Raw genomic sequence first — 22,419 nt, 5'->3', positions numbered from 1 at the left:
AAATGGGGGCGCTCAGGATGCGAAAATGGTGGGGTTGGTTAGTTGTTGCTGGAATCTTGTTAGGGGGGATAAGTGGTTATTGGTATTATCGATTACACCGGACTATTATGACGGGGAAGCTCCGCGAGACGACTTTTGCGTTAGTTTCGTCAGCTGAGAATTCTTCGCTCAATTATCACCGCCAATATCGCTATATTGCGGACATTAGAGATGGGCGCGGCTATACGGCTGGTATTATTGGCTTCACTTCGGGAACTGGCGATATGATCCGAGTCGTCAAACGCTATGAAGCGCTACAGTCACATAATCACTTGGCAAACTATTTACCAGCTTTGAAACGAGTCAATGGGACCGCTAGTCATCGGGGGCTAGGGCGGCCGTTTGTGACCGCTTGGCGTCAAGCGGCCAAAGACCCGCAATTTGTCAAAGCTCAAAACGACGTGCTTAATCAGCTGTACTTGAAGCCAGCAGTGGCTGCGGCTAGAGCGGACGGCTTAGCCCCGCTTGGTCAGTATATCTATTATGATGCGATGGTCGTTCATGGCCCAGGAAATGGCGCCGATAGCTTTGGTGGTATTCGGCGGGCAGCCAAGCAACGAGCCAAGACACCGAAACAAGGTGGCAAGACTAAGGCCTACTTGCGGACTTTTCTGACCATCCGAGCCCACGTTATGCGCGAGGAGAGTGCCCATCATGATTTGTCGCGTTTGATTGCGCAGTGGCAATTCGTGTGTGCGGATAAAGATCAGTTACAGCTCCCGCTGACTTGGAAAATGTACGGGGATACGTATAACCTGACGTCAGAAAAATTGGCTAAATTGAAGGCGTTTTAATTTAACCGACTTTTAATAGTCTTAAATCGAATAATACTAAGTCTAAATGCGATTTGTTTGGGCATTACTTGACCCTTAAACTAGAAAGTGAACATGAGACTGAAAGTCACTGCTATTGAAAAGTGAGGGTCACAAGATGAAACGACTTATTATTGGGATTACAGGTGCTTCGGGCACTATTTATGCAATCGATTTATTAGAAAAATTACATCAATTACCGGACGTTGAGGTCCATTTGGTTATGAGTACGTGGGCCAAGAAAAATTTGGCGCTGGAAACGGCCTATACGCTGAAGCAAGTCCAAGCTTTAGCGGATGTCAGTTATTCGATTAATGATCAAGGTGCGGCGATTGCGAGTGGCTCATTTTTGGCTGATGGCATGGTGATTGCTCCAGCTAGTATGAAGACCGTTGCCGGGATCGCCTGTGGCTTTGGCGATAACTTGATTTCACGGGCCGCGGATGTCACCATCAAGGAACAGCGTAAGTTGGTAATCGTCCCGCGTGAAACACCGCTGAGTGTGATTCATTTGGAAAACTTAACGAAACTGGCACGGTTAGGCACGCAGATTATTCCGCCGATTCCAGCATTTTATAATCAGCCAAAAACGATTCAAGATTTAGTTGATCATCAAACGATGAAAATTTTGGATGCGTTTCAGATTCCAACTAAAAATGACCATCGATGGGAAGGTGATTAAGTTGCCAAGTTTTAAAACTGAACAAGCTGGCTATTCAATGACTGCGGTGCTACAGGTAATTGGTCACGACTTGCTAATTGTGGTCACAGGTGGCACGAACCCGCACATTGGGGCTGTAACGACCGTGACCAAGACGACCCCAGTGACAACCGTGAAATTTCCTAGTCACGATGGCCGTTTTCACAAAGATAATTTTATTTCTGAACGACTGGCTAAAATAGTACAGCCCGATTTAGCAGGGAGTTGTACTATCACAGCGGGGATTCATGTCAACCAGATCACTAAGGTACAGCTTGCGGCGGCTGGGCCAATGACGATGGACTTAGGCCGACAGATTACTGCCTGGCTTGAGCACAATCCAATTAAGGCTGCCCAACCGGAGTATTATTGTAAAAATGAAGCGCCAAAGTAAAAAAAGTCCAAGTTGTGTCCAATTTCAGGGCACATACTTGGACTTTTTTAGACCAGTTAAGCCTATTGAACGGCTTCTTTTTTAGCTTGCTCAACTAAAAGATTGTCGACGATATCCTGCAAGCTCGTCTTGGCTAGCCGTGCTTCAGCGGCCGTTTGAGCGTCTTGATAATACTGTTGGAGCACGTTTTGGATGTTGCCACCGACGATGCAATCGGGGTTGGTTTTCGGATCAACTGAAAACAAAGACTTGTCACCTTCGACCGCATAGAAAACGGTCAAGAGCGAGATATCGCTTAGCGGTTTGGCTAACACGGGTTGGGCTGTTCCGGGCGTCGTTGCAATCAGCCCGGCATGGCGTAACTTACCCATCAGTCGGCGGACGACAACGGGACTCGTCTCGATACTGCTAGCAATTAAATCGCTGGTCAATCGCTCACCAGCATAAACTTTAAGGAATGCGAGTAAATGGATTGAGTCGCTAAAACGGGTGGAAACACGCATTTGAATCACTTCCTGTAACTAGATTAATTACCGTGATTATAGCTGATTCAGATAATTAAAGCAATTATACATGACCATTTGAAATATCATGTAACTTTTCATCGATAATGATTGCTTATTATCATAAAATCGGTTATCTTAATGATGATGAATTGAGCAGTTACTTCAAAAAGGAGTTAGTGAGATGAGTGAAATTGAAACCATCCAGGCTTATTATGCCGCCTCATTGGGGAAGGATGGTCAAATTACCAAGACCCAACAAAGAATTCTCGCTGCGGCCCTCGCGTTATTTGCCGAGAAAAGCTATGAAGAGGTTGGGACGCGTGAGATTGCGGACCGGGCAGGGGTAGCCGAAGGGACCCTCTTTCATAATTTTGTTAATAAGAACGGTATCTTGGATGCAATCATGCAACCAATCATGCAGAATATTTTACCAACGATGTTAAACACGTTAGACCAGGCCGTGCTAGATGGTGATAGTCAAACATTGGACGCGTTCATTGTTGCGCTAGTCACCGATCGCGTGGCTTTTGCGGAACGTAATCAGGAATCATTGGCCGTGATTTTGTCCCAATTTTTTAACAACGAAAAAGATCGCGCCGCCGTGATGGGAATGGTCTCCCCAGAAATTTTGGCCCAGGCGAATGTGGTCATGGACCGCTTAAAAACCGCTGGTGAACTTGTTGACTGGCCCAATCGAATGATCTTGCAATTATTATTTTCAACACTTGGGGGCTATTTAGTTGAAAAAGTCTTGTATCCGGACTTAAATCAACTTGATACCAAACAAACCGTCCGTTATCTCAGTGATTTCTTAGTAAATGGTTTAAGCCCACGTAGAATGCCCTTACATGTGGATTAAACTAGTCGTAGCTAGGGTTTAGGACTGCCAAACAATAAAATAAAAACAGTTGACTATTATCTCATGGATGATATACTACCAATTGGAATTGAAGCAAGCGCTCAATCAGCATGAACGAGTGTTGGCTGTTGAGGATCACACAGTAGTCCACAACCTGAATTCTAAACCAATAGAAGAGAGGGTTTCATTATGAAACTAGCAAAAACGAAGGACCGTTCAGCGATGTTAGCCACCAAAGGGAGTACCGGCAGTGGGATACATTCGACTGGGACCGATAGTAAAAGCTTGGACGAAGTGAATGGGAGTGTTCGCGTTCCGAAAAATGCGAGTTTCTGGCGTACGCTGATCGCATATACGGGACCGGGTGCTTTGGTCGCAGTCGGGTACATGGATCCAGGTAACTGGATTACATCGATTGCTGGGGGTTCACAGTATAAGTACGCGTTGCTATCTGTAATCTTACTGTCAAGTTTGATTGCGATGTTGTTACAAGCCATGGCAGCGCGGTTGGGGATTGTCACTGGGAAAGATTTAGCCCAATTGACCCGGGAACGGACGTCAAAAAGAATGGGTATCTTCCTCTGGATTATTACTGAATTAGCCATTATGGCGACCGATGTGGCTGAAATCATTGGGTCTGGGATCGCGTTGAAACTGTTATTTGGTTTCCCACTGATCGTTGGGATCTTGATTACGACTGCCGATGTTTTGATCTTATTGTTATTAATGAAGTTAGGTTTCCGTAAAATTGAAGCTATTGTGGCGACGTTGGTTGCCGTGATCTTATTCGTCTTCTTGTACGAAGTGATCATTTCACAACCAAATGTCCCTGAAATGTTAAAAGGGTATGTGCCAACGACAAAAATCGTCAGCAATCAATCAATGCTTTACTTGGCATTAGGAATTGTTGGGGCCACTGTGATGCCACATAATTTGTACTTGGGTTCTTCCATTTCACAAACTCGGGCCGTTGACCGGAGTGACGAAAAAGAAGTCGCCAAAGCCGTTAAGTTCACCACGATTGATTCTAACATTCAATTGTCCGTGGCCTTCGTCGTAAACAGTTTGCTCTTAATTTTAGGGGCGGCGTTATTCTTCGGGACGAAAGGTGACTTAGGTCGATTCGTTGACTTGTATAATGCGTTGGGCGATAGCAAGATTGTTGGCTCGATTGCGAGCCCCGTCTTGAGTATGTTGTTTGCAGTTGCCTTATTGTCATCTGGTCAAAGCTCGACCATTACGGGGACGTTATCTGGTCAAATTATCATGGAAGGCTTCATTCGTTTGAAGATGCCACTCTGGGCCCAACGGTTGTTGACCCGATTAATCTCCGTCGCACCAGTGTTGGCTTTCGCGATTTACTATCATGGTAACGAAGCTAAGATTGAAAGTCTCTTAACGTTCTCACAAGTCTTCTTGAGTATTGCGTTACCGTTTGCGATGATTCCGCTGGTGAAATTCACGAGTGACTCTAAGTTGATGGGTAACTTCAAGAACCGACGCTGGGTTGAATGGACTGCTTGGATTATCACGGTCGTCTTGATCGTGTTAAACATCTATCTGATTTTACAAACGGTTGGGTTAGTTTAGGTCTTTTAATCAGTTAAAATATAAAATGAAATGCCAAAAACGTCTGAAAATTAATTTTTCAGACGTTTTTTTAGATGGTTACTTAAAGTTGAAAACTGCATTCCGCTTCCGGTTGTTGTTGATAACATGCGGCCGAGGGACCGGGGCAAGCCTGAAAAACGTCTTGCCCCTCGCCTGGAAGCCTTGCGCAACCCGCAAATCTCCCGGCCGGTCCGTGGTGTAAGACCGGAAAATTGCCGGTCAAACGCCACCCACACGGCCGATGCTATCAACAACAACCTACAGCTAGTTAACTGTTCTGAATGATTAGTCAGTTATTTAAATTTAGTAGCGTCAGTCAGAATTGATGTACTGTATGAGGCCATTTTGGATACTTTCATTTCTTTAATATGATCAATTAACCAGTACTCGCCAATGAGAAGGGGGTTGGCGTGAGTAGGTTTGCCAGCATGGGGAGGATGCCGGTTTTAAGGTCATAGATATTTGCGACATGCGTCGACTGGTTTGGTTTTGAGGCGGCTGTCAACAAGTCAATTTGTGAAATAGCTTGTTGATCACGTGGCAAGACTAGGGCCGATGTAGCTGAGACCGTGGGTTGCGGGGCCAGGTCGTGAACGAAATAAGCAAAGTCGGGTGCTGTGTTCAGAAGCAAAGTGAGTAAGCTGATTTGTTGCGGGTCAATTAGTGGTGCTAGCCGTAGCGTTTGAGCGGTGGGGTAGACCATGGCGGCATAGCGTTTCGTCAGCAACTCTGGCAAAGCCGACGTCGGCGGTGCTAGGGTTACAGTTAAGTCTAATTGCCAACTCGCAATGAGTAGGATTGGAATCGTGACGGGATTAGTTGCGCTGATGAGGATGGCTTGCCCTGGTTGAACGGCTTGCTGTTGCAAGCTCGTCCGACACAAAGCCAAGTCTTCGAGGAGGTCTGCGCCCGTGTACCAGATGCCCTGTGTCTCATTTTTCAATAAGGGTTGTTGATAATTGCGACGAAGTTGGGTTTCAATTTTGTCAGTCAAAACGGACATCTAGCCACATTCCTTTCAAAAATAGGTTAAGTCATTTATTTGGTTGGTTGATATTTTAGCTTATCTAAGCTTTGGCTACTGGCATCGATTGTGTCTAAAACTTGATTCTGCATCGTTTTGGCCATGAGCTTAGTAGCATGTGGGGTGAGGTCATTAGTTGGTTTTGGTGCCACAGTCCGGGTCGCCAAATTAGTGCCGTGATTAACTTGACTCACTAATCGTGTTGAGGTGGGGGTGTTAGTCGTGTCGCGAGTGTCAGCTAGGGCCGTGCCAGCTGTTGCGAACATGGTACCAGCAGCCATAAGTGTTATCGTTAATTTTTTAATAGTATTTTTCATTATTATTGGACTCCTTTTAAGTGATTAAGTTTTTTTAGTTAGGCGACTGGAATGAGCCAATCGTTCGAAAGCAGTTGATGGAATTTGCGGCCAAGTGGCACCCATAATTCGGATTGGCAAATGTTACGAGCCGTTTCCCAAAATAACGGGTCGTTGAGTTGGTCATCACTTAATTTAACTTTGATGTACTCGCCTTGTTCCGTTTTCGCAATGACCAATGGGTAAAAGACTTTCACCAAATGGACGGCGGTAATATTTTTAATTTTAGGATCGGTATCTAATAACATATTTCCAGCTCCTTAGTTGCTTGACTTGAATGACTCTAGTTTACCGGCAAATCGAGTGTGCAACTATCGACTTTTCGTAAATCTAATCTAAGAATTTCTTATAAACCGCCTTAGATTCACTCAGACTGGTGACCTGCCCCCAATCGTTAGCTTAAAAATAAGTTAAGCCAGACCAGATTTGAGCGTCAGAATCGTCAAAATTCGCCAAAAATGTTTACAATAGAAGAGATAGAAAACTGAGGAGGCTCATTAGGATGACCGAACGAAACTTACCACCATTGGAACAGGGGTTAACGGCCGCAGCGGTCCAGCAACGGCTGGCAGCTGGCCTGCACAATGAACCGTTGCCACCGCTGACTCGGAGCGTACAGCAGATTTTTCGCGATAACTTATTAACACTATTCAACTTGATCAACGTGTTATTAGGCGCCTTGGTTTTTATGACGGGGAGTTATAAAAATTTACTCTTTTTATTTGTCGTCATCATGAATACCGCCATTGGTATTTTTCAAGAGATTCGGGCGAAACGGCAAGTTGATAAGTTAACGATTCTGTCGGCTGCGAAGATGACGGTCATTCGCGATGGGAAAAAGGTTTCGGTGGATCAAGCAGATCTGGTCCAAGATGATTTGATCAGCGTCACGCGTGGTGACCAAATTCCGGTTGACGTGCTTGTGCGCGAGACGACCGGGTTGGAAGTCGACGAGTCCCAAATTACGGGTGAGTCGGAACCGATTATCAAGGGTAATGGCGACGAACTGATTTCAGGAAGTGTGCTATTAGGTGGTCACGGCATTGTGCAAGCGACGGTGGTCGGCCATGGCAGTTATATTAAGCAATTGGCCCGTTCGGCGAAATCAGATCACCGGACGCCGAGTCAACTTCTGACAATTATTAATCGGATTATTAAAATATTAACGTTTACGATCATTCCGCTGGGGGCTGGGTTATTTATTTCGACCTTGATGCGGGGAACCGGTCAAAATCGGGCCATTCTAGGCACGGTGGCGGCGATGGTCGGTATGATTCCAGAAGGACTGGTGTTGCTGACATCGGTCGCCTTAGCTGCCGGTGCCTTCACACTGGGCCGTCATCAAGTCTTAGTCCGGGAATTACCGGCGATTGAAGCGTTGGCGCGGGTCGATATTCTCTGCTTGGATAAAACGGGGACGATTACGAGCGGCGACCTGAAATTTGAGCGCATTGAGCCGTGGGCGGATGTCGCAGCTGGTGCGGTTCAAACCACGTTGGCTAAGTTGGTCAGCGCCATTAATGATGATAACGAAACTGCCCAAGCCATTCAGAGTGGTCTCGTTAAGCCAGCCGTGACCCCCGACGAGGTGATGCCGTTTTCGTCTGGTCGTAAATGGAGTGGTGCGAGTTTTGATGGTCAAGCCTATGTGTTGGGCGCACCAGAGTTTATTTTTCGTGAAGTCTCGCCGGCACTCCAACAACGGATTCAACAGTTGGCACAGCAAGGCTTTCGAGTATTAGTGTTAGCCAAAGTCGCTAAGCTGACGACGCCTAAGCCCATGACTCCAGAAGCACTAGGGTTGGTGTTGATCACGGATGAGCTGCGACCAAATGCCCAAGCCACGTTTGGGTTCTTTGCGAAACAAGATGTGGCTCTAAAAGTGATTTCAGGCGATAATCCAGTCACAGTCGCGAGCATCGCCAAACGGGCTGGGATTGCGGGGGCGGACCAACTTATCGATATGAGTCAGGTCGGCACTGAGCCAGACTATGATCAGTTAGTGGCTACCTACAACGTCTTTGGTCGGGTGACACCGCAGCAGAAGGCGGGACTGATCAAAGCCTACCAAACAGCCGGTCATACCGTGGCGATGACTGGGGATGGTGTCAACGATTTGTTGGCGATGCGGCAGTCAGATTGCAGTATTGCAATGGCTAGTGGGAGTGAAGCCACTAAGAGCTTAGCCGATTTTGTGTTGCTGGATTCGAACTTTGACGCCATGATCCAAGTCCTAAATGAAGGCCGCCGCGTCATCAACAATATCGAACGGGTTGCGGCGCTTTATTTAATTAAAACAATGTATTCAGTCGCTTTGACGGTGATCTTTATCTTCATGTCCCACAGTTATCCCTTTGAACCGATCCAATTAACGCCAATTTCGTCGTTGATGGTTGGGATTCCAACGTTCTTCTTGGCCTTACAACCGGACTATACGCGTATTACGAGTCGCTTCATGAAGCAAGTCATGGAAATTGCCGTGCCAGCTGCAATTGCGGTGGTCGGTTATATTATGGTGATTGATCTACTAGGTGCCGAGTTTAATTTGAACTTTGCGACGACCTCAACTTTGAGCGTGCTACTGACCGGTATTATAAGCTTGAATGCTTTGTTAATTGCGGCGCGACCGCTGAACCGTTTTAAAATTGGGCTTGTGGCATTGATGGGAACCCTATTTGTGATGGCATTTCTATTTGCGGGGAAAGTCTTCTCGCTAGTGAACTTGCTAGATTGGCATTTAGCCTTGTTCTACTTGCCACTGATATTGAGTGCTTATCCAGTCTTTATCCTGTTGCAGAATGGCCTTGGCAGGCGTGTGTTAAGTAAGATTCGCTGGAAGTAACGGCAGAGATGGTGTTGTGATGTTTTGAGTGACAAATAACCATTTAACGTTGAGTTGAACTAGAGAGGATGGGTATTGTGTGTACACTAAATGTGCCAGCCAGTGATATGACTGAAATTAAGCAGTCGGTTGAAGCTGTCTTCAAAAAAGCTGAGTCTGAAAAGACTGGTATTTATGTCTTCGATCGCAGTGAACTAGTTGGCGTGGTGCTTTCAGTAACAGTATATGAAGGCATGGTCCGCCAAATCGATCAGTTTCAGGAAGCGCTAATCAACAAAGAAGCAGTGCGTCGCCTAAATGAGAAACATCAATTGTATTCTGATGTCGAAGTTCGAGGAGCAGTCGCTAAACAAATCCCTAAAATTGATAAAACTGATGGTTGGGAATAGTCGATTGCTTTTAAAATGAAAAATTTTACTGAGCAAAGTCGAGCTGAAATGTTTCGAAGATAGTCATAAGGAAGAGCTCTGACCAAAAACAACCGTATCCAAGTTAAGCCTGAGTAGGCAGCTTGGATACGATTGTTTTTTAACGACATTATTTTGCCCAAATCAAGGTAAAGATGCTCCCTTGGGGGTGATTGTCAGTGACTTCAATTTTGGCATGATTCAAGGTAACGAGCTGTTGCACGATGGCTAAGCCCAGGCCGCTCCCTTCAATTGCTTGTGATCGTGATTGATCAACACGGTAGAATCGTTGGAAAATCGCGGTTTTTTGATCATCAGGAATCCCTTCGCCTAAATCAGCCACTGCCAAACGAACCGCATGCTCGGTGGCATGTAGACTCAACGTAATCGGCTGATCAGCTGGTGAATATTTGTGAGCATTATCCAATAAAGCAACGACGATCTGTTGCAACATCTCTGGATTACCATTGACGTGAATCTCTGGATCAATCGCCAGTTTTAACGGTTGTGAGAGGGACGGTTGATAGTGTTCGCCTAGTTGCAGTAATAAGAATGATAAATCTTGGTCGGTCAGGGTCAATTTAGCCCGGTCCGCCCGTGATAAATGTAATAAGTTCTCAATCAAGTGTTGCATGCGAAGTGATTCTTCATCAATAAAATTTAAGGATTCTGGAATGACTTCCGGATGGGCCTCACCACGTCGCCGAATTAGGCTCAGATTACCGCGAATCGCCGCAATCGGGGTTCGTAATTCATGTGAGGCGTCCGAGATAAATTGCCGTTCGTGCTGTAAACGCTCATTTTGGGCAACTAACAGTTCATTAAAAGCTTGCCCCAGATCATTAACTTCACGTGGACTGGTCGGCACAGTCAAGGTTGGCTGGTCGGCGTCAGGGTTATTGGACGTGTATTTAGTTTCATGCAACAGACTGATGGTTGGTGCGCTTAAACGCGAAGCTAACTGATGCGCCCACCAAGTTCCTGCGGCCAAGGTTAGCAAGGTGACAATAATAATTAGCAGGATCAAAACGAGCAAACTATTGATCAGCCGTCGAAGACTGACCCACAGTTGATACGTGTTATTGCCGTCTTTTTGCGTATATGATAAGAAGAAACCGAAACCGCGGACGTGGACTAACGCTCCCACGAGGTGTGTTGGTCGGCGCGCAAAAAAGGCCTTTGAAGATGGTGAGGTTAAAATCGTCTGCTTGGTTTTGGTGGCCGTCGTGATGGTTGTTTTTTTGGTCGAAACGCGAATAAACGCGGCTTGTTTTGTATTTCTAGTCGTCGTGTTATTCCACTGAATGAAGCTGGGGACGTCGTTAATGTTGGCCTGATGCAGGCTACTCATTAATTCACGAGCTTCGTGAGAAGTGTTGACCGTTTGTTGGGCCCCAACGACGACTAAGATGACGGCACTGATGGCGAGCGTGATCGTCAAGACGAGCCGTTTGATTGCTTTGTTAATCAACTGTTCATACGTTGGAATGGGTTTAGTTTTCGGCATTCGCAATCGACTCCCTTAATTTGTAGCCGACACCGCGGACCGTTTTGATTAATGGCCCAGCATTTGGCGTCGCTAATTTATTGCGCAAATAGCCGACGTAGACATCGACCACGTTTTGTTGGCCCAGAAAGTCGGCGCCCCAGACTTGATCCAGCAAGTCGTCGCGGGTGAAGACCTCATCAGGATGCGCTAAGAAAAAATGCAGTAGATCGTACTCACGATGGGTTAATTGAACTTCGACGTCGGCATTTGTAACCCGATGTGCCTTGGTATCCAAGACAATCTGATCAAGTTGATAGACTTGATTAGGTTCCAGTTGATTTTCAGCGCGCCGTTGAATGACCCGAATGCGCGCCAACAATTCTTCGATTTCAAACGGTTTGGTAATGTAGTCATCGGCGCCGTTGTCTAACCCAGCGACTTTGTCGCCAATATAGTCACGTGCGGTCATAATAATGACGGGGACTTGGTCATGTTTACGGATGCGCCGCAGCACTTCCATGCCGTCTAGCTTTGGCAACATCCAGTCCAGTAAGATTAAGAGAAGGTCATTTTGATGAGCAGTGTACATGTCCATGGCGGCGAGACCATCGTTAGCAACGAGCACGTCAAAGTCTTCAAATTGGAGTTCTTTGGTCAAGTAGCCGGAGAGACTGAGTTCATCTTCGACAACTAGAATTGTTTTTTTCATAATAGTGCTGATCCTTCCTATATCACATCATTTAAGGTTTGGTATTAGTTAAAATTGCCGCCTGCCGGTTGGTTGCTAAAATGCTGGAACGCCATGGCTGAGCATTTTAACAGCCAACCTCTCGGCTAAATAACTGAACTAAAAATAATCAATCAATAATTTTTTAATAGCCGTTAATTAACGTCGGACGGGTCAGAATTGGCTCAGTGGTGTCGTTTATCTTAGTCGGTGATTTTCCGACTTAGATAACCCCCGGCTTGTGGTAGACCGCACTTGGCTTCCAAACGCGGCCACCACGTTCCAGTCGATTCTGGACCAACCAGAGTGGCGATTTAAATCAACTAACACGAAACGTCTAATTTAGTCTCATTATAGCCAATAGTTGTGAAAGGTTATCGATAAATTGACTTATTTTCATCAAATTTATGCGCAAAATGTAAGCGCCTCAGTGAGTTATGGTAAACTTGGAATAACTAATTCGAGGAAGTAGGGATGAACATGGGAATCTTTAATGATGCGATGCAAGCTCTGTATCACAGCGGCCACTATGGCTATTCAATTGATGTCAAAAAAACAGCAGCGAAAGTTGATCCGAAAGACGTGCCCGCAATTGTGGCACTCGGAAATGTCAGTCGGACGCCTAGTTATCGGACTTGGCACATCGATTCACCATACAAAACCAAAGAATTCACCGAAAAATTGACGATGGCTTTAGTTGATTGTGATCTCGAAATGACTGATTTAACGATCAAACCAGAGATTGATGGTCGTTGGGGTGACCGCTAGCTGGAATTTGTTCCTACAAGTTCTGGTTGTGGCTATCAATTTGGTATTAGACCAATTTAAATGTTCAGGAGGTGTGCCGCGATGTTTTCATATGATCAAGTTCAACAGCTGAATCGCCTAGAAATTGAGATTTACAAGTATATTATGGGACATCCAGCTGAAGTCAGTACGATGACGATTCGTCAACTGGCTAACCAGAGTCATGTTTCGGCGACAACGATTTTACGATTTCTGAAACGGATGGGTTATGACGGTTACGCCGAGTTTAAGTTCACGCTGAAAGAGCAGTTGCGTCAGGATGCGGCGCAACCAGTGTCACAGACTGTCGTGCCCATGCGGACTTTCTTTGACCGGATGGATGTTCCCACGGTCACGAGCAAGATTACCGCCGCAACGGCGTTGATTCGGCAAGCCAAAACGGTCGTCTTGATTGGCGCCGGAACGAGTAAGGGGCTGGCCGGTTATGGGACCCACTTATTAGCCAACTTTGGTGTTTATGCGCTACAGGTCAATGAGACGTCGCAACCGTTACCCGTCACCGCCGTTGATTTATCGGATACGGTGCTGTTACTGTTGTCGGTTTCCGGTGAATCGGAAGATGTCATTCAACAAGGCATCTTCTATCAACAAAATGGTGCCAAACTAGTTGTGATTACGGCCAGTAGCCACTCCACAGCCGCAAGTATCGGGGATGTTGTATTGACCTATGATACGCCGGAAGTCCGAGCTATCAGTGGTGGGAGCACGTTATCACAACTTCCGGTCGTCTATTTTTTGGAACAAATTACGATGGGTGTCCAGAAAGTGGATTAGACCGATTGACGGAATTTGCTAGGAACAAATTCCACAAATGGAACACGTTCCTTTTAAAGAAACACTACACAATATTTTTTGAAAGGGTATACATTACCGAGATGATAGGTATAATAGAATTTATAGAAAGCGTATTCAACAGCTGGATGGCTTGAAACCACCACAGCTATGAAACATGCTATTATTTAGTTAATTGCATTAGGAACTGATAATTGGCCATTATCGATAAGTTAATAATGCGGTTGGTCTTGTGATATCCAAGACGTTAGATTTTAAGCAATACGTTTTCAAATTATTCTAGGGGGTCAACGACATGAGCGAAAACAATAAATCAAGTTTCGTTAATGACCGACTCGTCCCATTATTTGGTAAGATTGCTGGTTCTCGTCATTTAATCGCGTTACGTGATGGGATGACATTAGCCGTACCAATGATTATCATCGGGTCAGTCTTCATGATCATTGCTCAATTCCCAATCCAAGGTTATCAAACTTTCATGTTAAATACCTTTGGCAAGAACTGGGCTACCATTGTTCAATATCCAACCAACGCATCATTCCATGTCATGGGGTTAATTGCCGTTATTGGGATTTCTTATAACATGGCTAAGAGTTACAAAGTCGATCCAATCTCAGCTTCAATCGTTTCAATGAGTGCTTGGCTGTTAACTATTCCGCTAAACACTGATAAAGCTGGGGCCTTATGGGTACCATTAACACAATTAGATTCGGCTGGTTTGTTTACTGCTCTTCTTATTGGTTTATTCATTACCGATCTTTATGTGTTCATGGTTCACCGCAATTGGACGATTAAGATGCCTGAAAGTGTCCCACCGGCAGTCAGCAACTCATTTGCTGCTTTAGTTCCTGGTGCCATCATCTTAGTTTTAATCTGGTTATTACGTTTAGTTGTCGAAGCTACCCCAATGGGCAGTATTCCAAACGTGATCTCATTCGTTTTAGCTAAACCATTAGGCTTATTGAGTAACACCTTACCAGGTGCCTTAGTTGCTGAATTCTTGATCTGTTTACTTTGGATCTTCGGGATTCATGGTGCCAACGTCGTTTCTGGCGTTATGTCACCAATCTGGTTGTCAGCAATGTCACAAAACGCGCACGCTGTTAGCGCTGGTAAAGCCATTCCTAACATCGTTACGTCACAATTCTTCGATAACTTCATCCACATGGGTGGTTCTGGTGCGACTCTTGGGTTAGCATTTATGATTGCCTTTGTTTCACGGAGCGCTGAATTTAAGACTTTAGGTAAATTGATTATCGGACCTGCAATCTTTAACATTAACGAACCAATCGTCTTTGGTTTGCCAATCGTTATGAACTACCGGATGGCGATTCCATTCATCTTAGCTCCATTAACCAACGTTGTGACAACTTATGTTGCGATGTCAACTGGTTTGGTTGCTAAGACGATGGGTGTCATGGTTCCTTGGACCACGCCGCCAATTATCTCTGGTTACTTAGCAACTGGTCATTTATCTGGTGCCGTAATGCAAATCGTTAACATCGTTCTTGATGGCGCGATTTACTACTTCTTCTTCAAGGCTTTGGATCGTGACAAAGTTAAGGAAGAAAAGACTTTCGCTGCAAAAGAAGCTGCTGCTGCAGCCCAAACTGCTAAAGCTTAAGTTGATTTTAAAAGGGACTCGCCTCGGCGGGTTCTTTTTTTTCGGAATTTTTGTTGGCAAAGCTGACTAAATATAATAAAATGATTAGAAAAGAATTAGAAAGAAGCGTGATGACCAATGCAGAAGCCAGCGGCATTAAAGCATGGTGATCAAGTTGCCATTGTCAGTTTATCCAGTGGCACTTTGGGGGAGGGCAGTAGTGAGCATCAATTGAAACGCGGGTTAGCACGACTACAACAATTGGGCTTAGTGCCAATGGTGATGCCCAATGCGTTGCGCGGACGGGCCTATTTACAGGCGCATCCGGAAGACCGAGCCGCCGATTTGAAGCGCGCCTTTTTAGCAGACGAAATTAAAGGCATTATTTGTGCGATTGGCGGTGATGACACGTATCGCTTAGCACCACTGTTGATGACTGATCCGGAATTTGTGCAGTCCGTTCGAGAACATCCTAAATTGGTCACAGGATTTTCGGACACGACGGTTAACCATTTAATGTTCTATCGGCTGGGGTTACAGACGTTTTATGGGCCGAACTTTTTAAATGATTTCGCCGAGTTAGCCCCAACGCTGTTGCCTTATACGGCGAAGACGATTCAGCATTATTTTAAGAATCCGGCGACGACCCGCATTGAAAGTAGCCCGGTTTGGTATGAAGAGCGCAAAGCCTTTGGGCCCAGCGAACTAGATCAACCGCGGCTAGATCATCCGGAAGAACGTCATTATGATGTGCTGCGCGGCAGTGGTCGGGTCACAGGACGGTTACTAGGTGGTTGTTTAGATAGTTTTTACGATTTACTAACTAACACCCGTTACCCCGATGAGGCACAAGTGGCGCAACAGTTTCAATTAGTCCCATCAGTTACGGATTGGCAGGGACGACTATTGTTCATTGAAACGAGTGATGAACAACCTAATCCAGACTTATTTGAAGCGATGTTGGCAAAACTAGCGGCTGTAGGTATTCTCGGCGCGGTTGCGGGAATCATTGTCGGGAAACCGCAGAATGAGCGTTATTACGACGCCTATCGTGACCGATTGTTAGCCGCCACGGAGAAGTGGCACTTGCCAATTTTGATGAATGTCAACTTTGGGCACGCTTATCCACGGACGGCCTTACCGTATGGCGCGTTAACAACAGTTGATTTTGACGCGGCGACAATAACGATTGAAGAACCATATTTTAGTGGCCCGGTCACGAGTGATTAGAAAAGTTGCCCCCTTAAATTGCAGACAAAAAAGGCGTTTGGAATTTTTCCAAACGTCTTTAAACGCAAGTGCTTGAATTTTTAGGTTAGCGCGTGTGGAATCGCGGATGTAACATGGTTGGATGCTGATGGTCATTGCCTTCATATTGGATCAACCAATAATCATTTTGCGGTAGTGAATACCGGGCAATCACGTGTGAGACCACGTAGCGGACCGTATCGGCATTTTCGTTAGTCCAAAGGCGCCAAGTCGGTAATTTTGCGGAATAAACACGCTCCCAATCACCGATTTTTTGCTCATCAGCCGAAAGCGCGACCAAAAGATCGGTGTAGATATCACCGGTCAATTCAATTAAATAGCAGAATTTTTGTTGGTGTGCTGATTTGGTCTGAATCATGGTGGGCAACTCCTTTAACTTGAAGTAGCTTGCACGATTAAGCAAGCCCGTGAATTAACGTTCAAATATATAGTACAACCATTTGACTAATATGCCTAGTGTTTTAGCATAGTGTTATTAAAATGTAACAATTGAAATTGCAGTTTAATTTTCTGAACGATTTTCCTTGACCTGAAACCCGTTTCAGCACTTATAGTGAACTCATAACTTAAACGGATTGGGGCGGACGTGATGAAAACGGGAATTTTAAAACAGGTGGATCTAGAAACGACGATGGCGCAGTACTTTTATGTGGCAGCGGATCAGCACACAAATTGGATCAAAGTCCATTCGACCCAAGCCTTCAAGCCCTTTGAATTGACGCTAAGGTTGAGTGACCTCTTGATCAACCATGATTCGGCGATTGCGACGACCAATCATAAAATGTATGAATTTAATGATAATACGGGTGGTTTGATTACCTTATTTCAAAATTGGCAACAGACCTTGATTGCCTAAAAATTGCTTATATGCTTGGTGCTAGTTGAAATTGCCGCCCGCCGGTTGGTTGCTAAAATGCTGGAACGCCATGGGCCATTTTGAAGCCAAAAAGCGGTCTTCAAAACTGGCCTTGGCCTAAGTCCGAGCAGACCACTCGCACTAAGGCCAACGACACGGCTGAGCATTTTAGCAACCAACCTCTCGGCTAAATAACTGAACTAAAAATGATCAATCATTAATTTTTTAATAGCTGTTAATTAACGTTGGGTGGGCCAGAATTGGCTCAGTGATGTCATTTATCTTGGTCGGTGATTTTCCGACTTAGATAACCCCCAGCTTGGAAGACCGCTCTTTGGCTTCCAAACGTGGCCACCACGTTCCAGCCGATTCTGGACCAACCAGGCAATATAAAACCAACTAGCACCAAATGTAGATTATATAAAAACACGCGCTAAGCTTACCGACAATTCGGTCTGCTTAGCGCGTGTTTTAGGAGTTAGTAAGTCCCATCTGTGTAGGTAATGGTATCTAAACCATTGGTATTGTAATTCTGATTGTTGACGCCATCGTAAGTTGGATTGAGGGCGTTGAGTTGGGTCTCTACGTTGGTCAACTTCTCGGTATTCAAGCCTAATTGGGTGCGAATCGCATCGGAAGTGGCTTGCAGTTTCTTGGTGCTTAAAATTTGGTAAGAGCTCGTATTGATCCACGCACCGGTCCCAACAACTTGGGTCGATTTAATGTGCTTAGTATTCGCACGGTCGTGGGTCGCTAACGAAACTAAGTCGTTAAAGCTCAGATCAGTCTTTAAATTGCCTTTTAGTGAACTGAGCAATTCGCCGTAATGTGACGCGGTACTAGTTTTAGTTAGCTTGGTCAAGACGGCTTTCATAACTTGTTGTTGTCGCAATTGACGGCCGTAATCGCCCCGCGGATCTTGATAGCGCATGCGCGTGTAGCTTAAAGCTTGTTTGCCATTTAAATGATGGGTACCTTTAGTCGTGGTGATGTGATCAAAGGTCACGTTCATTGAACTGGTGATGGTGACGCCACCAACAGCATCGACGATTTGCTTTAAGCCACCCATATTGATTGTCGCGTAATAGTTGATAGGGACGTTAAAGAGTCGACTGACGCTGGCCTTAGCCATTTTTGACCCACCAATATTGTAGGCCGCGTTTAACTTTTGTACATTAGTCGTTTTCGTGCCGACCATCTGGGCCAAAGTATCACGGGGAATACTTGTGATCACGGTCTTTTCAGTTTTCGGATTAATGGTCACGACCATAATCGTATCGGAATTACCTTTGTCGATTCGGCCGTCTGCACCGGTATCGACGCCGAGTAACAGGATACTGATTGGTTTGTTGGCATTGACCGGTTGACTAGAACTGGAGCCAGTATAAACGGCTGACTGGTAACGGGCCTGTGCTTGACGAATAATGACCCCAACGGTGATGAGTGCGATCAGGGCAATTAAGCCCCCCGCAATCAACCATGGTCGTAATTTAGAATGTCTCATATGTTGCATAGTGCCCTCCTTTTGAAACTACAGTTGTTAGCATACCGTTTTCGCGGTCAACTGAAAAATACCTATTTTGAGTGTACTTAATTCAAAAAATAGATACCATCAAAGGCGCTTTGATAGGAAACTATGCAAATTGGGCTGAGACTTAGAAGCAGTCAATTCTAAGAAGTTGGACTATACTGAAAATGAATTGAATTTGAATGAATTGGAGATGTTAGTTTGACAACGTTTAAAGCGTTTTCTGATACAGATGTTTTGACAGATTTAAAACAACAAGTTCCGGCAGATCGAGTTTTAACCGACCCCGAAACGTTACAAAAGTTTTCTTTTAGTAAAAGATTGACCGATGACGACAGTGGCTTGGCTCTGGCCTATATTGAAGCTCAGTCGACGGCCGACATTCAAGGCACGCTGAAAATTGCGCGCAAGTACCATTTGCCAGTCATTCCACAATCACAAACAACCAGTACAGTGATTGGTTCCGATGGGATTGCCGGTGGTTTAATTTTATCAACGGCTAAAATGAATCATATTCTTGAAATTAGTAAGGCAGATTCTCTAGCGGTGATTGAACCAGGCGTTATTAATGGCGATTTGGACCAAGCAGCCCGCAAAGAAGGCATGTTTTATGCGCCAGATCCAGGTTCAAAGCCCATTTCGGGGATTGGTGGTAATGTGATGACCAATGCTGGTGGGATGAGCACCGTGAAGTATGGTGCGACGAAAGACAATGTCCTTGGCTTAACAGTTGTACTGGCGGATGGTCGTGAGATCACGTTAGGTGGTCGGACCCTTAAGCAAGCGTTCGGTTACGATTTGACACAACTCATGGTCGGCTCAGAAGGCACCTTAGGAATCGTGACCAAAGTGATCGTTAAATTAATGCCAATTCCATTAGGTACGCCAGTCATGGGGGTCGCTTTCTTTGAAAATATGACGGCTTTAGCAAAAGCCGTTACGGCGATTCGAATCTCTGGCGTTTATCCAACAATGCTCGAAGCGTTGGATGCGCAGACTGTGGCGGCATTGGATCGGTATGAAAAGACTAACTACGCTACCGATAGTGCAGCGATGTTGATTTTTAAACTAGACAATGGTGGCGAGGCTAGCATGCAGCTTGTTAAGCAGTTGTTAGCTGATAAACAAGCTAAGAATGTCACGGTTACCGAGGACCCAGAAGAACAGGCCAAGTTGGAAAAGTTACGTCGGGATATGTTGCCAGCCGTCTTTGCCGGTCAGAACCATATTATGGAAGATATGGCGGTCCCGCTGTCACAATTAGCCCCATTAATGGACTACATTCAAGATTTAGCGCAACGCTTAGATGTCAAAATCTATACGGCGGGCCATGCCGGTGATGGTAACGTGCATCCAACTTTAGTTTGGCCAAAAGAAGCTACCAAGGTGCCGGATAATATAATCGTGGCGTTACAAGAAATGTTCCACAAGACGTTAGCGCTTGGCGGAACGATTTCTGGTGAACACGCGGTTGGCATGTTGAAGAATCAATGGAACAACGCTGAGTTAGGGGAAGATGTTGATCAGTTACAACATCAAATTAAAGCGTTATTTGATCCAATGGGTATTTTAAATCCAAAACGGAAGATTAACTAACGACATTTTTTGTGTCGCAATTGAATTAGTACCACGAAAAGTTCGAGGGATTGCCTCGGACTTTTTAAATTTCACCTAAAAGCATTCTAATTCGCAAGTTAATGATTGCACCGCGACACGTTTATGCTTATGATTAAAGTATTAAGAGTAGCTGGGGAGGAACGTAATTGACACCAAAAGGTTCGAATGTTCGGCTTGAATTTGATGCCGAGGTCTTGCGCAACGAAGTCTTTGACGTCGTTGATTTTGCAAGTTTTCAACGTTTCTGGCAACGATTCGAGCATTTTCTAGAGGATCGGATGGTTGCAGGGCATTTAAACGTGCTCGAAGGTCATGGCCTGATTCCGAGTGATTTCAAAGATGTCAATGGTCGTTTGGGCTATCAAGTTGGCGATGACCAATATTTGATTGATTATAATCAGATTGTCCGTGAATGGATCGTGACCATTCAATAAGCACGAACGCATAAGCGTGCAAAGAGAAAGTCATTGGAGCGAGAGATAAGTGAGTAAACCAGAGTCTCAAACAACTGAACCGGATCAATTTTTGCCAGCACCACCTGAGTTATTACAGGCGGTGGATCAATTAAAAGCTTATTCATTACGGTATGAAGTTGCGATGAAATTAGTTTTAGATAAATTAGATTATATTAGTCGTGAATATGAACTGCGCTATGGCTATGCCCTAATCGACAGTAAGCAATCGCGAATCAAATCGCCCGAGAGTATTGTTGGCAAAATGCAGCGAAAGCATTTACCCCTGACCCTTGAGGCAGTCTACACGAACCTGCATGACATTGCGGGGATTCGGTTGATTGTACGCTTCCTGAGCGATGTGAAAACCGTTGAAGACTTATTAGCTACACAAGCGGATTTAAAAGTTCTCAAAGTGAAGGATTATATTCATCATCCCAAGCCAAATGGTTATCAAAGCTTGCACTTGATTTTAGGCGTACCAGTCTACACCGTTGATGGTCCGAATATTATTGAGGTCGAGTTGCAGGTCCGGACGATTGCCATGAACTTTTGGGCGTCGTTGGAACATGAACTGAACTATAAGAAGAATGTCCCGAATCAAGCGGCGTTGCGGCAGTCTTTGACGGAAAAAGCTCATTTGATTACGCAACTAGATCAGGAAATGGATGATATCAAAGAACGAATGTATGATCAGCGACCACCTAAGTCGGATGGTTAAAAGTTAAAAGGCGTCATCTAAAAACCAGTCAATTGGTTTTAGATGACGCCTTTTTGGCGGACTTGATGGTCATCAAGTTCAAGGTTGTTTTGAGTTGTTATAATAATTGAGTCACTTAGCAAATAACGGACTAGCTGCGGCTGGCAATGAGTGGTCTAAGCCAGTTTCCACTTGATTTTAAAGGTGGAATTCTTTCACTATTTTAGCAGTCATGATATTTTTAATGTAGGTGTTATAACTAAGCGATATCGATTGTCAGTGCTGTTTTTGACAGATTTAATCGATAACGTAATAGTTATTTACAGAATAACTGTTATCTCTGCAGAAAGGGCGTGATGGTCTAATTGTCGCTAAAGTTGCCCGACTTATTTGAGAGTTCTTTAAAGGGTTTACCACGGTACCACCAATCGTTAATAAAGTTCGCAAGTTGTTCTGGTGACTCTTCTAGGCCGCTTTTAAGCCAGTAGCGAACGACACCGACAATCCCGTTGAGGTAATATTCAAACATATATTGCCCCTCACGCGGTTTGAGGTTGGCGACCTTGACACGGTCATCTTCCAGAATTTCACGTTTGGTGATGGCGATGAAAGTCATTAAGAAATCTTGATCAGTCGTCAGGATAAACGAGGTTACGGCATGGCGTCGTTTCACGATTTCAAAGATACCCGTTAAAATGGCACGTAACGAATTAGGATCTTTATGTTCGTTAATGACGGCCAATAATTCTTTTGTCGCGTCTTGTTCCATCGTGTGCATACAATCTTTAACGTCTTCATAGTGAGCGTAGAAGGTCCCACGATTAATGTCCGCTAATTTGCAAACGGCAGTTACGGTGATTTCATTAATCGGATGGTTCTGCAACAGCTCAATCAAGCTATTTTGGATGAGTCGTTCGGTCATTTGCGACCGCCGATTATTTTTAGTTCCTACCATAATTATTTCACCTCATTAAGTAAACAATTTCGCCACTTTTGTTTATTTAATGACGAAATTATGAAAATTGTTGC

General features: G+C 44.9%; 24 protein-coding genes. 15 read left to right on the top strand and 9 right to left on the bottom strand.

The features are described from left to right. The first annotated feature begins 17 nt into the window (after positions 1–17). The 3 genes from FFM70_RS11340 (at position 18) to lpdD (ending at position 1,945) form a co-directional block, all read left to right on the top strand. A complete protein-coding gene (locus tag FFM70_RS11340) occupies positions 18–833 on the top strand; it encodes a chitosanase (RefSeq protein ID WP_223877489.1) in 816 nt (271 codons plus the stop codon). 136 nt (positions 834–969) lie between these two features. Then, complete coding sequence (locus FFM70_RS11335; RefSeq protein WP_137616969.1) at positions 970–1,533, top strand: UbiX family flavin prenyltransferase; 564 nt, start codon at positions 970–972, stop codon at positions 1,531–1,533. Between the two features lies 1 nt (position 1,534). Beyond that, on the top strand, positions 1,535–1,945 hold the full coding sequence (lpdD, locus tag FFM70_RS11330) for a prenylated flavin chaperone LpdD (protein WP_137616968.1): 411 nt from the start codon (positions 1,535–1,537) through the stop codon (positions 1,943–1,945). A gap of 62 nt (positions 1,946–2,007) precedes the next feature. Here the strand turns inward: lpdD and FFM70_RS11325 are convergent, their stop codons facing one another. Next, entirely contained in the window at positions 2,008–2,448 is a 441-nt protein-coding gene (locus FFM70_RS11325; RefSeq protein WP_137616967.1) for an Rrf2 family transcriptional regulator, read from the bottom strand. Positions 2,449–2,632: 184 nt separating this feature from the next. Here FFM70_RS11325 and FFM70_RS11320 point away from each other — a divergent pair, with 184 nt between their 5' ends. Both FFM70_RS11320 and FFM70_RS11315 read left to right on the top strand, forming a co-directional pair. Continuing rightward, complete coding sequence (locus FFM70_RS11320) at positions 2,633–3,310, top strand: TetR/AcrR family transcriptional regulator (RefSeq protein ID WP_137616966.1); 678 nt, start codon at positions 2,633–2,635, stop codon at positions 3,308–3,310. 222 nt (positions 3,311–3,532) lie between these two features. Then, the gene (locus tag FFM70_RS11315) at positions 3,533–4,900 is read left to right on the top strand and encodes an Nramp family divalent metal transporter (RefSeq protein ID WP_171002365.1); all 1,368 of its coding nucleotides are present in this window, start codon (positions 3,533–3,535) and stop codon (positions 4,898–4,900) included. A 397-nt stretch (positions 4,901–5,297) separates the two neighbouring features. Here FFM70_RS11315 and FFM70_RS11310 read toward each other — a convergent pair whose 3' ends face one another. From FFM70_RS11310 to FFM70_RS11300, 3 genes are read right to left on the bottom strand one after another with little or no spacing between them, the layout of a single operon-like run. After that, entirely contained in the window at positions 5,298–5,924 is a 627-nt protein-coding gene (locus tag FFM70_RS11310) for a hypothetical protein (protein ID WP_137616964.1), read from the bottom strand. Between the two features lie 35 nt (positions 5,925–5,959). After that, a complete protein-coding gene (locus tag FFM70_RS11305) occupies positions 5,960–6,262 on the bottom strand; it encodes a hypothetical protein (RefSeq protein ID WP_137616963.1) in 303 nt (100 codons plus the stop codon). Between the two features lie 38 nt (positions 6,263–6,300). Then, the gene (locus tag FFM70_RS11300) at positions 6,301–6,549 is read right to left on the bottom strand and encodes a hypothetical protein (RefSeq protein ID WP_137616962.1); all 249 of its coding nucleotides are present in this window, start codon (positions 6,547–6,549) and stop codon (positions 6,301–6,303) included. Positions 6,550–6,803: 254 nt separating this feature from the next. On the opposite strand from FFM70_RS11300, the gene FFM70_RS11295 reads away from it, so the two are divergent. Together FFM70_RS11295 and FFM70_RS11290 are read left to right on the top strand one after the other, a co-directional pair. Next, positions 6,804–9,143, top strand: coding sequence for a cation-translocating P-type ATPase (locus FFM70_RS11295; RefSeq protein WP_137616961.1), 2,340 nt, complete (start codon positions 6,804–6,806; stop codon positions 9,141–9,143). 77 nt (positions 9,144–9,220) lie between these two features. Next, positions 9,221–9,532, top strand: coding sequence for a type II toxin-antitoxin system Phd/YefM family antitoxin (locus FFM70_RS11290; protein WP_137616960.1), 312 nt, complete (start codon positions 9,221–9,223; stop codon positions 9,530–9,532). 148 nt (positions 9,533–9,680) lie between these two features. On the opposite strand, the gene FFM70_RS11285 is transcribed toward FFM70_RS11290, so the two are convergent. Then, positions 9,681–11,057: a sensor histidine kinase gene (locus tag FFM70_RS11285; protein WP_137616959.1), complete on the bottom strand. Its 1,377-nt coding sequence runs from the start codon at positions 11,055–11,057 to the stop codon at positions 9,681–9,683. After that, positions 11,044–11,748, bottom strand: coding sequence for a response regulator transcription factor (locus FFM70_RS11280; protein ID WP_137616958.1), 705 nt, complete (start codon positions 11,746–11,748; stop codon positions 11,044–11,046). Before FFM70_RS11280 ends, FFM70_RS11285 begins: the two co-directional genes overlap by 14 nt. A gap of 498 nt (positions 11,749–12,246) precedes the next feature. On the opposite strand from FFM70_RS11280, the gene FFM70_RS11275 reads away from it, so the two are divergent. From FFM70_RS11275 to FFM70_RS11260, 4 genes are all read left to right on the top strand, one after another. After that, complete coding sequence (locus FFM70_RS11275; protein ID WP_137616957.1) at positions 12,247–12,534, top strand: hypothetical protein; 288 nt, start codon at positions 12,247–12,249, stop codon at positions 12,532–12,534. A gap of 81 nt (positions 12,535–12,615) precedes the next feature. Next, complete coding sequence (locus FFM70_RS11270; RefSeq protein WP_137616956.1) at positions 12,616–13,347, top strand: MurR/RpiR family transcriptional regulator; 732 nt, start codon at positions 12,616–12,618, stop codon at positions 13,345–13,347. 313 nt (positions 13,348–13,660) lie between these two features. After that, on the top strand, positions 13,661–14,989 hold the full coding sequence (gene celB / locus FFM70_RS11265; RefSeq protein WP_137616955.1) for a PTS cellobiose transporter subunit IIC: 1,329 nt from the start codon (positions 13,661–13,663) through the stop codon (positions 14,987–14,989). Positions 14,990–15,106: 117 nt separating this feature from the next. Further along, positions 15,107–16,198, top strand: a complete 1,092-nt coding sequence (locus tag FFM70_RS11260) for a S66 family peptidase (RefSeq protein ID WP_137616954.1) — start codon at positions 15,107–15,109, stop codon at positions 16,196–16,198. Between the two features lie 85 nt (positions 16,199–16,283). On the opposite strand, the gene FFM70_RS11255 is transcribed toward FFM70_RS11260, so the two are convergent. Next, positions 16,284–16,595 (bottom strand): hypothetical protein, encoded by a 312-nt coding sequence (locus FFM70_RS11255; protein ID WP_137616953.1) that lies wholly within the window; start codon positions 16,593–16,595, stop codon positions 16,284–16,286. A gap of 231 nt (positions 16,596–16,826) precedes the next feature. Here FFM70_RS11255 and FFM70_RS11250 point away from each other — a divergent pair, with 231 nt between their 5' ends. Then, entirely contained in the window at positions 16,827–17,093 is a 267-nt protein-coding gene (locus FFM70_RS11250) for a hypothetical protein (RefSeq protein WP_137616952.1), read from the top strand. Positions 17,094–17,571: 478 nt separating this feature from the next. On the opposite strand, the gene FFM70_RS11245 is transcribed toward FFM70_RS11250, so the two are convergent. Further along, positions 17,572–18,606, bottom strand: a complete 1,035-nt coding sequence (locus FFM70_RS11245; protein WP_137616951.1) for an LCP family protein — start codon at positions 18,604–18,606, stop codon at positions 17,572–17,574. A 216-nt stretch (positions 18,607–18,822) separates the two neighbouring features. Here FFM70_RS11245 and FFM70_RS11240 point away from each other — a divergent pair, with 216 nt between their 5' ends. The 3 genes from FFM70_RS11240 to FFM70_RS11230 all read left to right on the top strand — a co-directional run bounded on the left by FFM70_RS11240 (position 18,823) and on the right by FFM70_RS11230 (position 21,411). Then, positions 18,823–20,217 (top strand): FAD-binding oxidoreductase, encoded by a 1,395-nt coding sequence (locus FFM70_RS11240; RefSeq protein ID WP_137616950.1) that lies wholly within the window; start codon positions 18,823–18,825, stop codon positions 20,215–20,217. A gap of 167 nt (positions 20,218–20,384) precedes the next feature. Further along, positions 20,385–20,672: a hypothetical protein gene (locus FFM70_RS11235; protein WP_137616949.1), complete on the top strand. Its 288-nt coding sequence runs from the start codon at positions 20,385–20,387 to the stop codon at positions 20,670–20,672. 49 nt (positions 20,673–20,721) lie between these two features. After that, a complete protein-coding gene (locus FFM70_RS11230) occupies positions 20,722–21,411 on the top strand; it encodes a GTP pyrophosphokinase (RefSeq protein WP_137616948.1) in 690 nt (229 codons plus the stop codon). 340 nt (positions 21,412–21,751) lie between these two features. On the opposite strand, the gene FFM70_RS11225 is transcribed toward FFM70_RS11230, so the two are convergent. After that, positions 21,752–22,345, bottom strand: a complete 594-nt coding sequence (locus FFM70_RS11225) for a TetR/AcrR family transcriptional regulator (RefSeq protein ID WP_137616947.1) — start codon at positions 22,343–22,345, stop codon at positions 21,752–21,754. Positions 22,346–22,419: the final 74 nt, after the last annotated feature.

The organism is Lactiplantibacillus nangangensis (assembly GCF_005405065.1).
Lineage (GTDB): Bacteria > Bacillota > Bacilli > Lactobacillales > Lactobacillaceae > Lactiplantibacillus > Lactiplantibacillus nangangensis.
The sequence above is the reverse complement of the archived record's forward strand: the minus strand, read 5'-3'. Positions and strand labels throughout refer to the sequence as shown.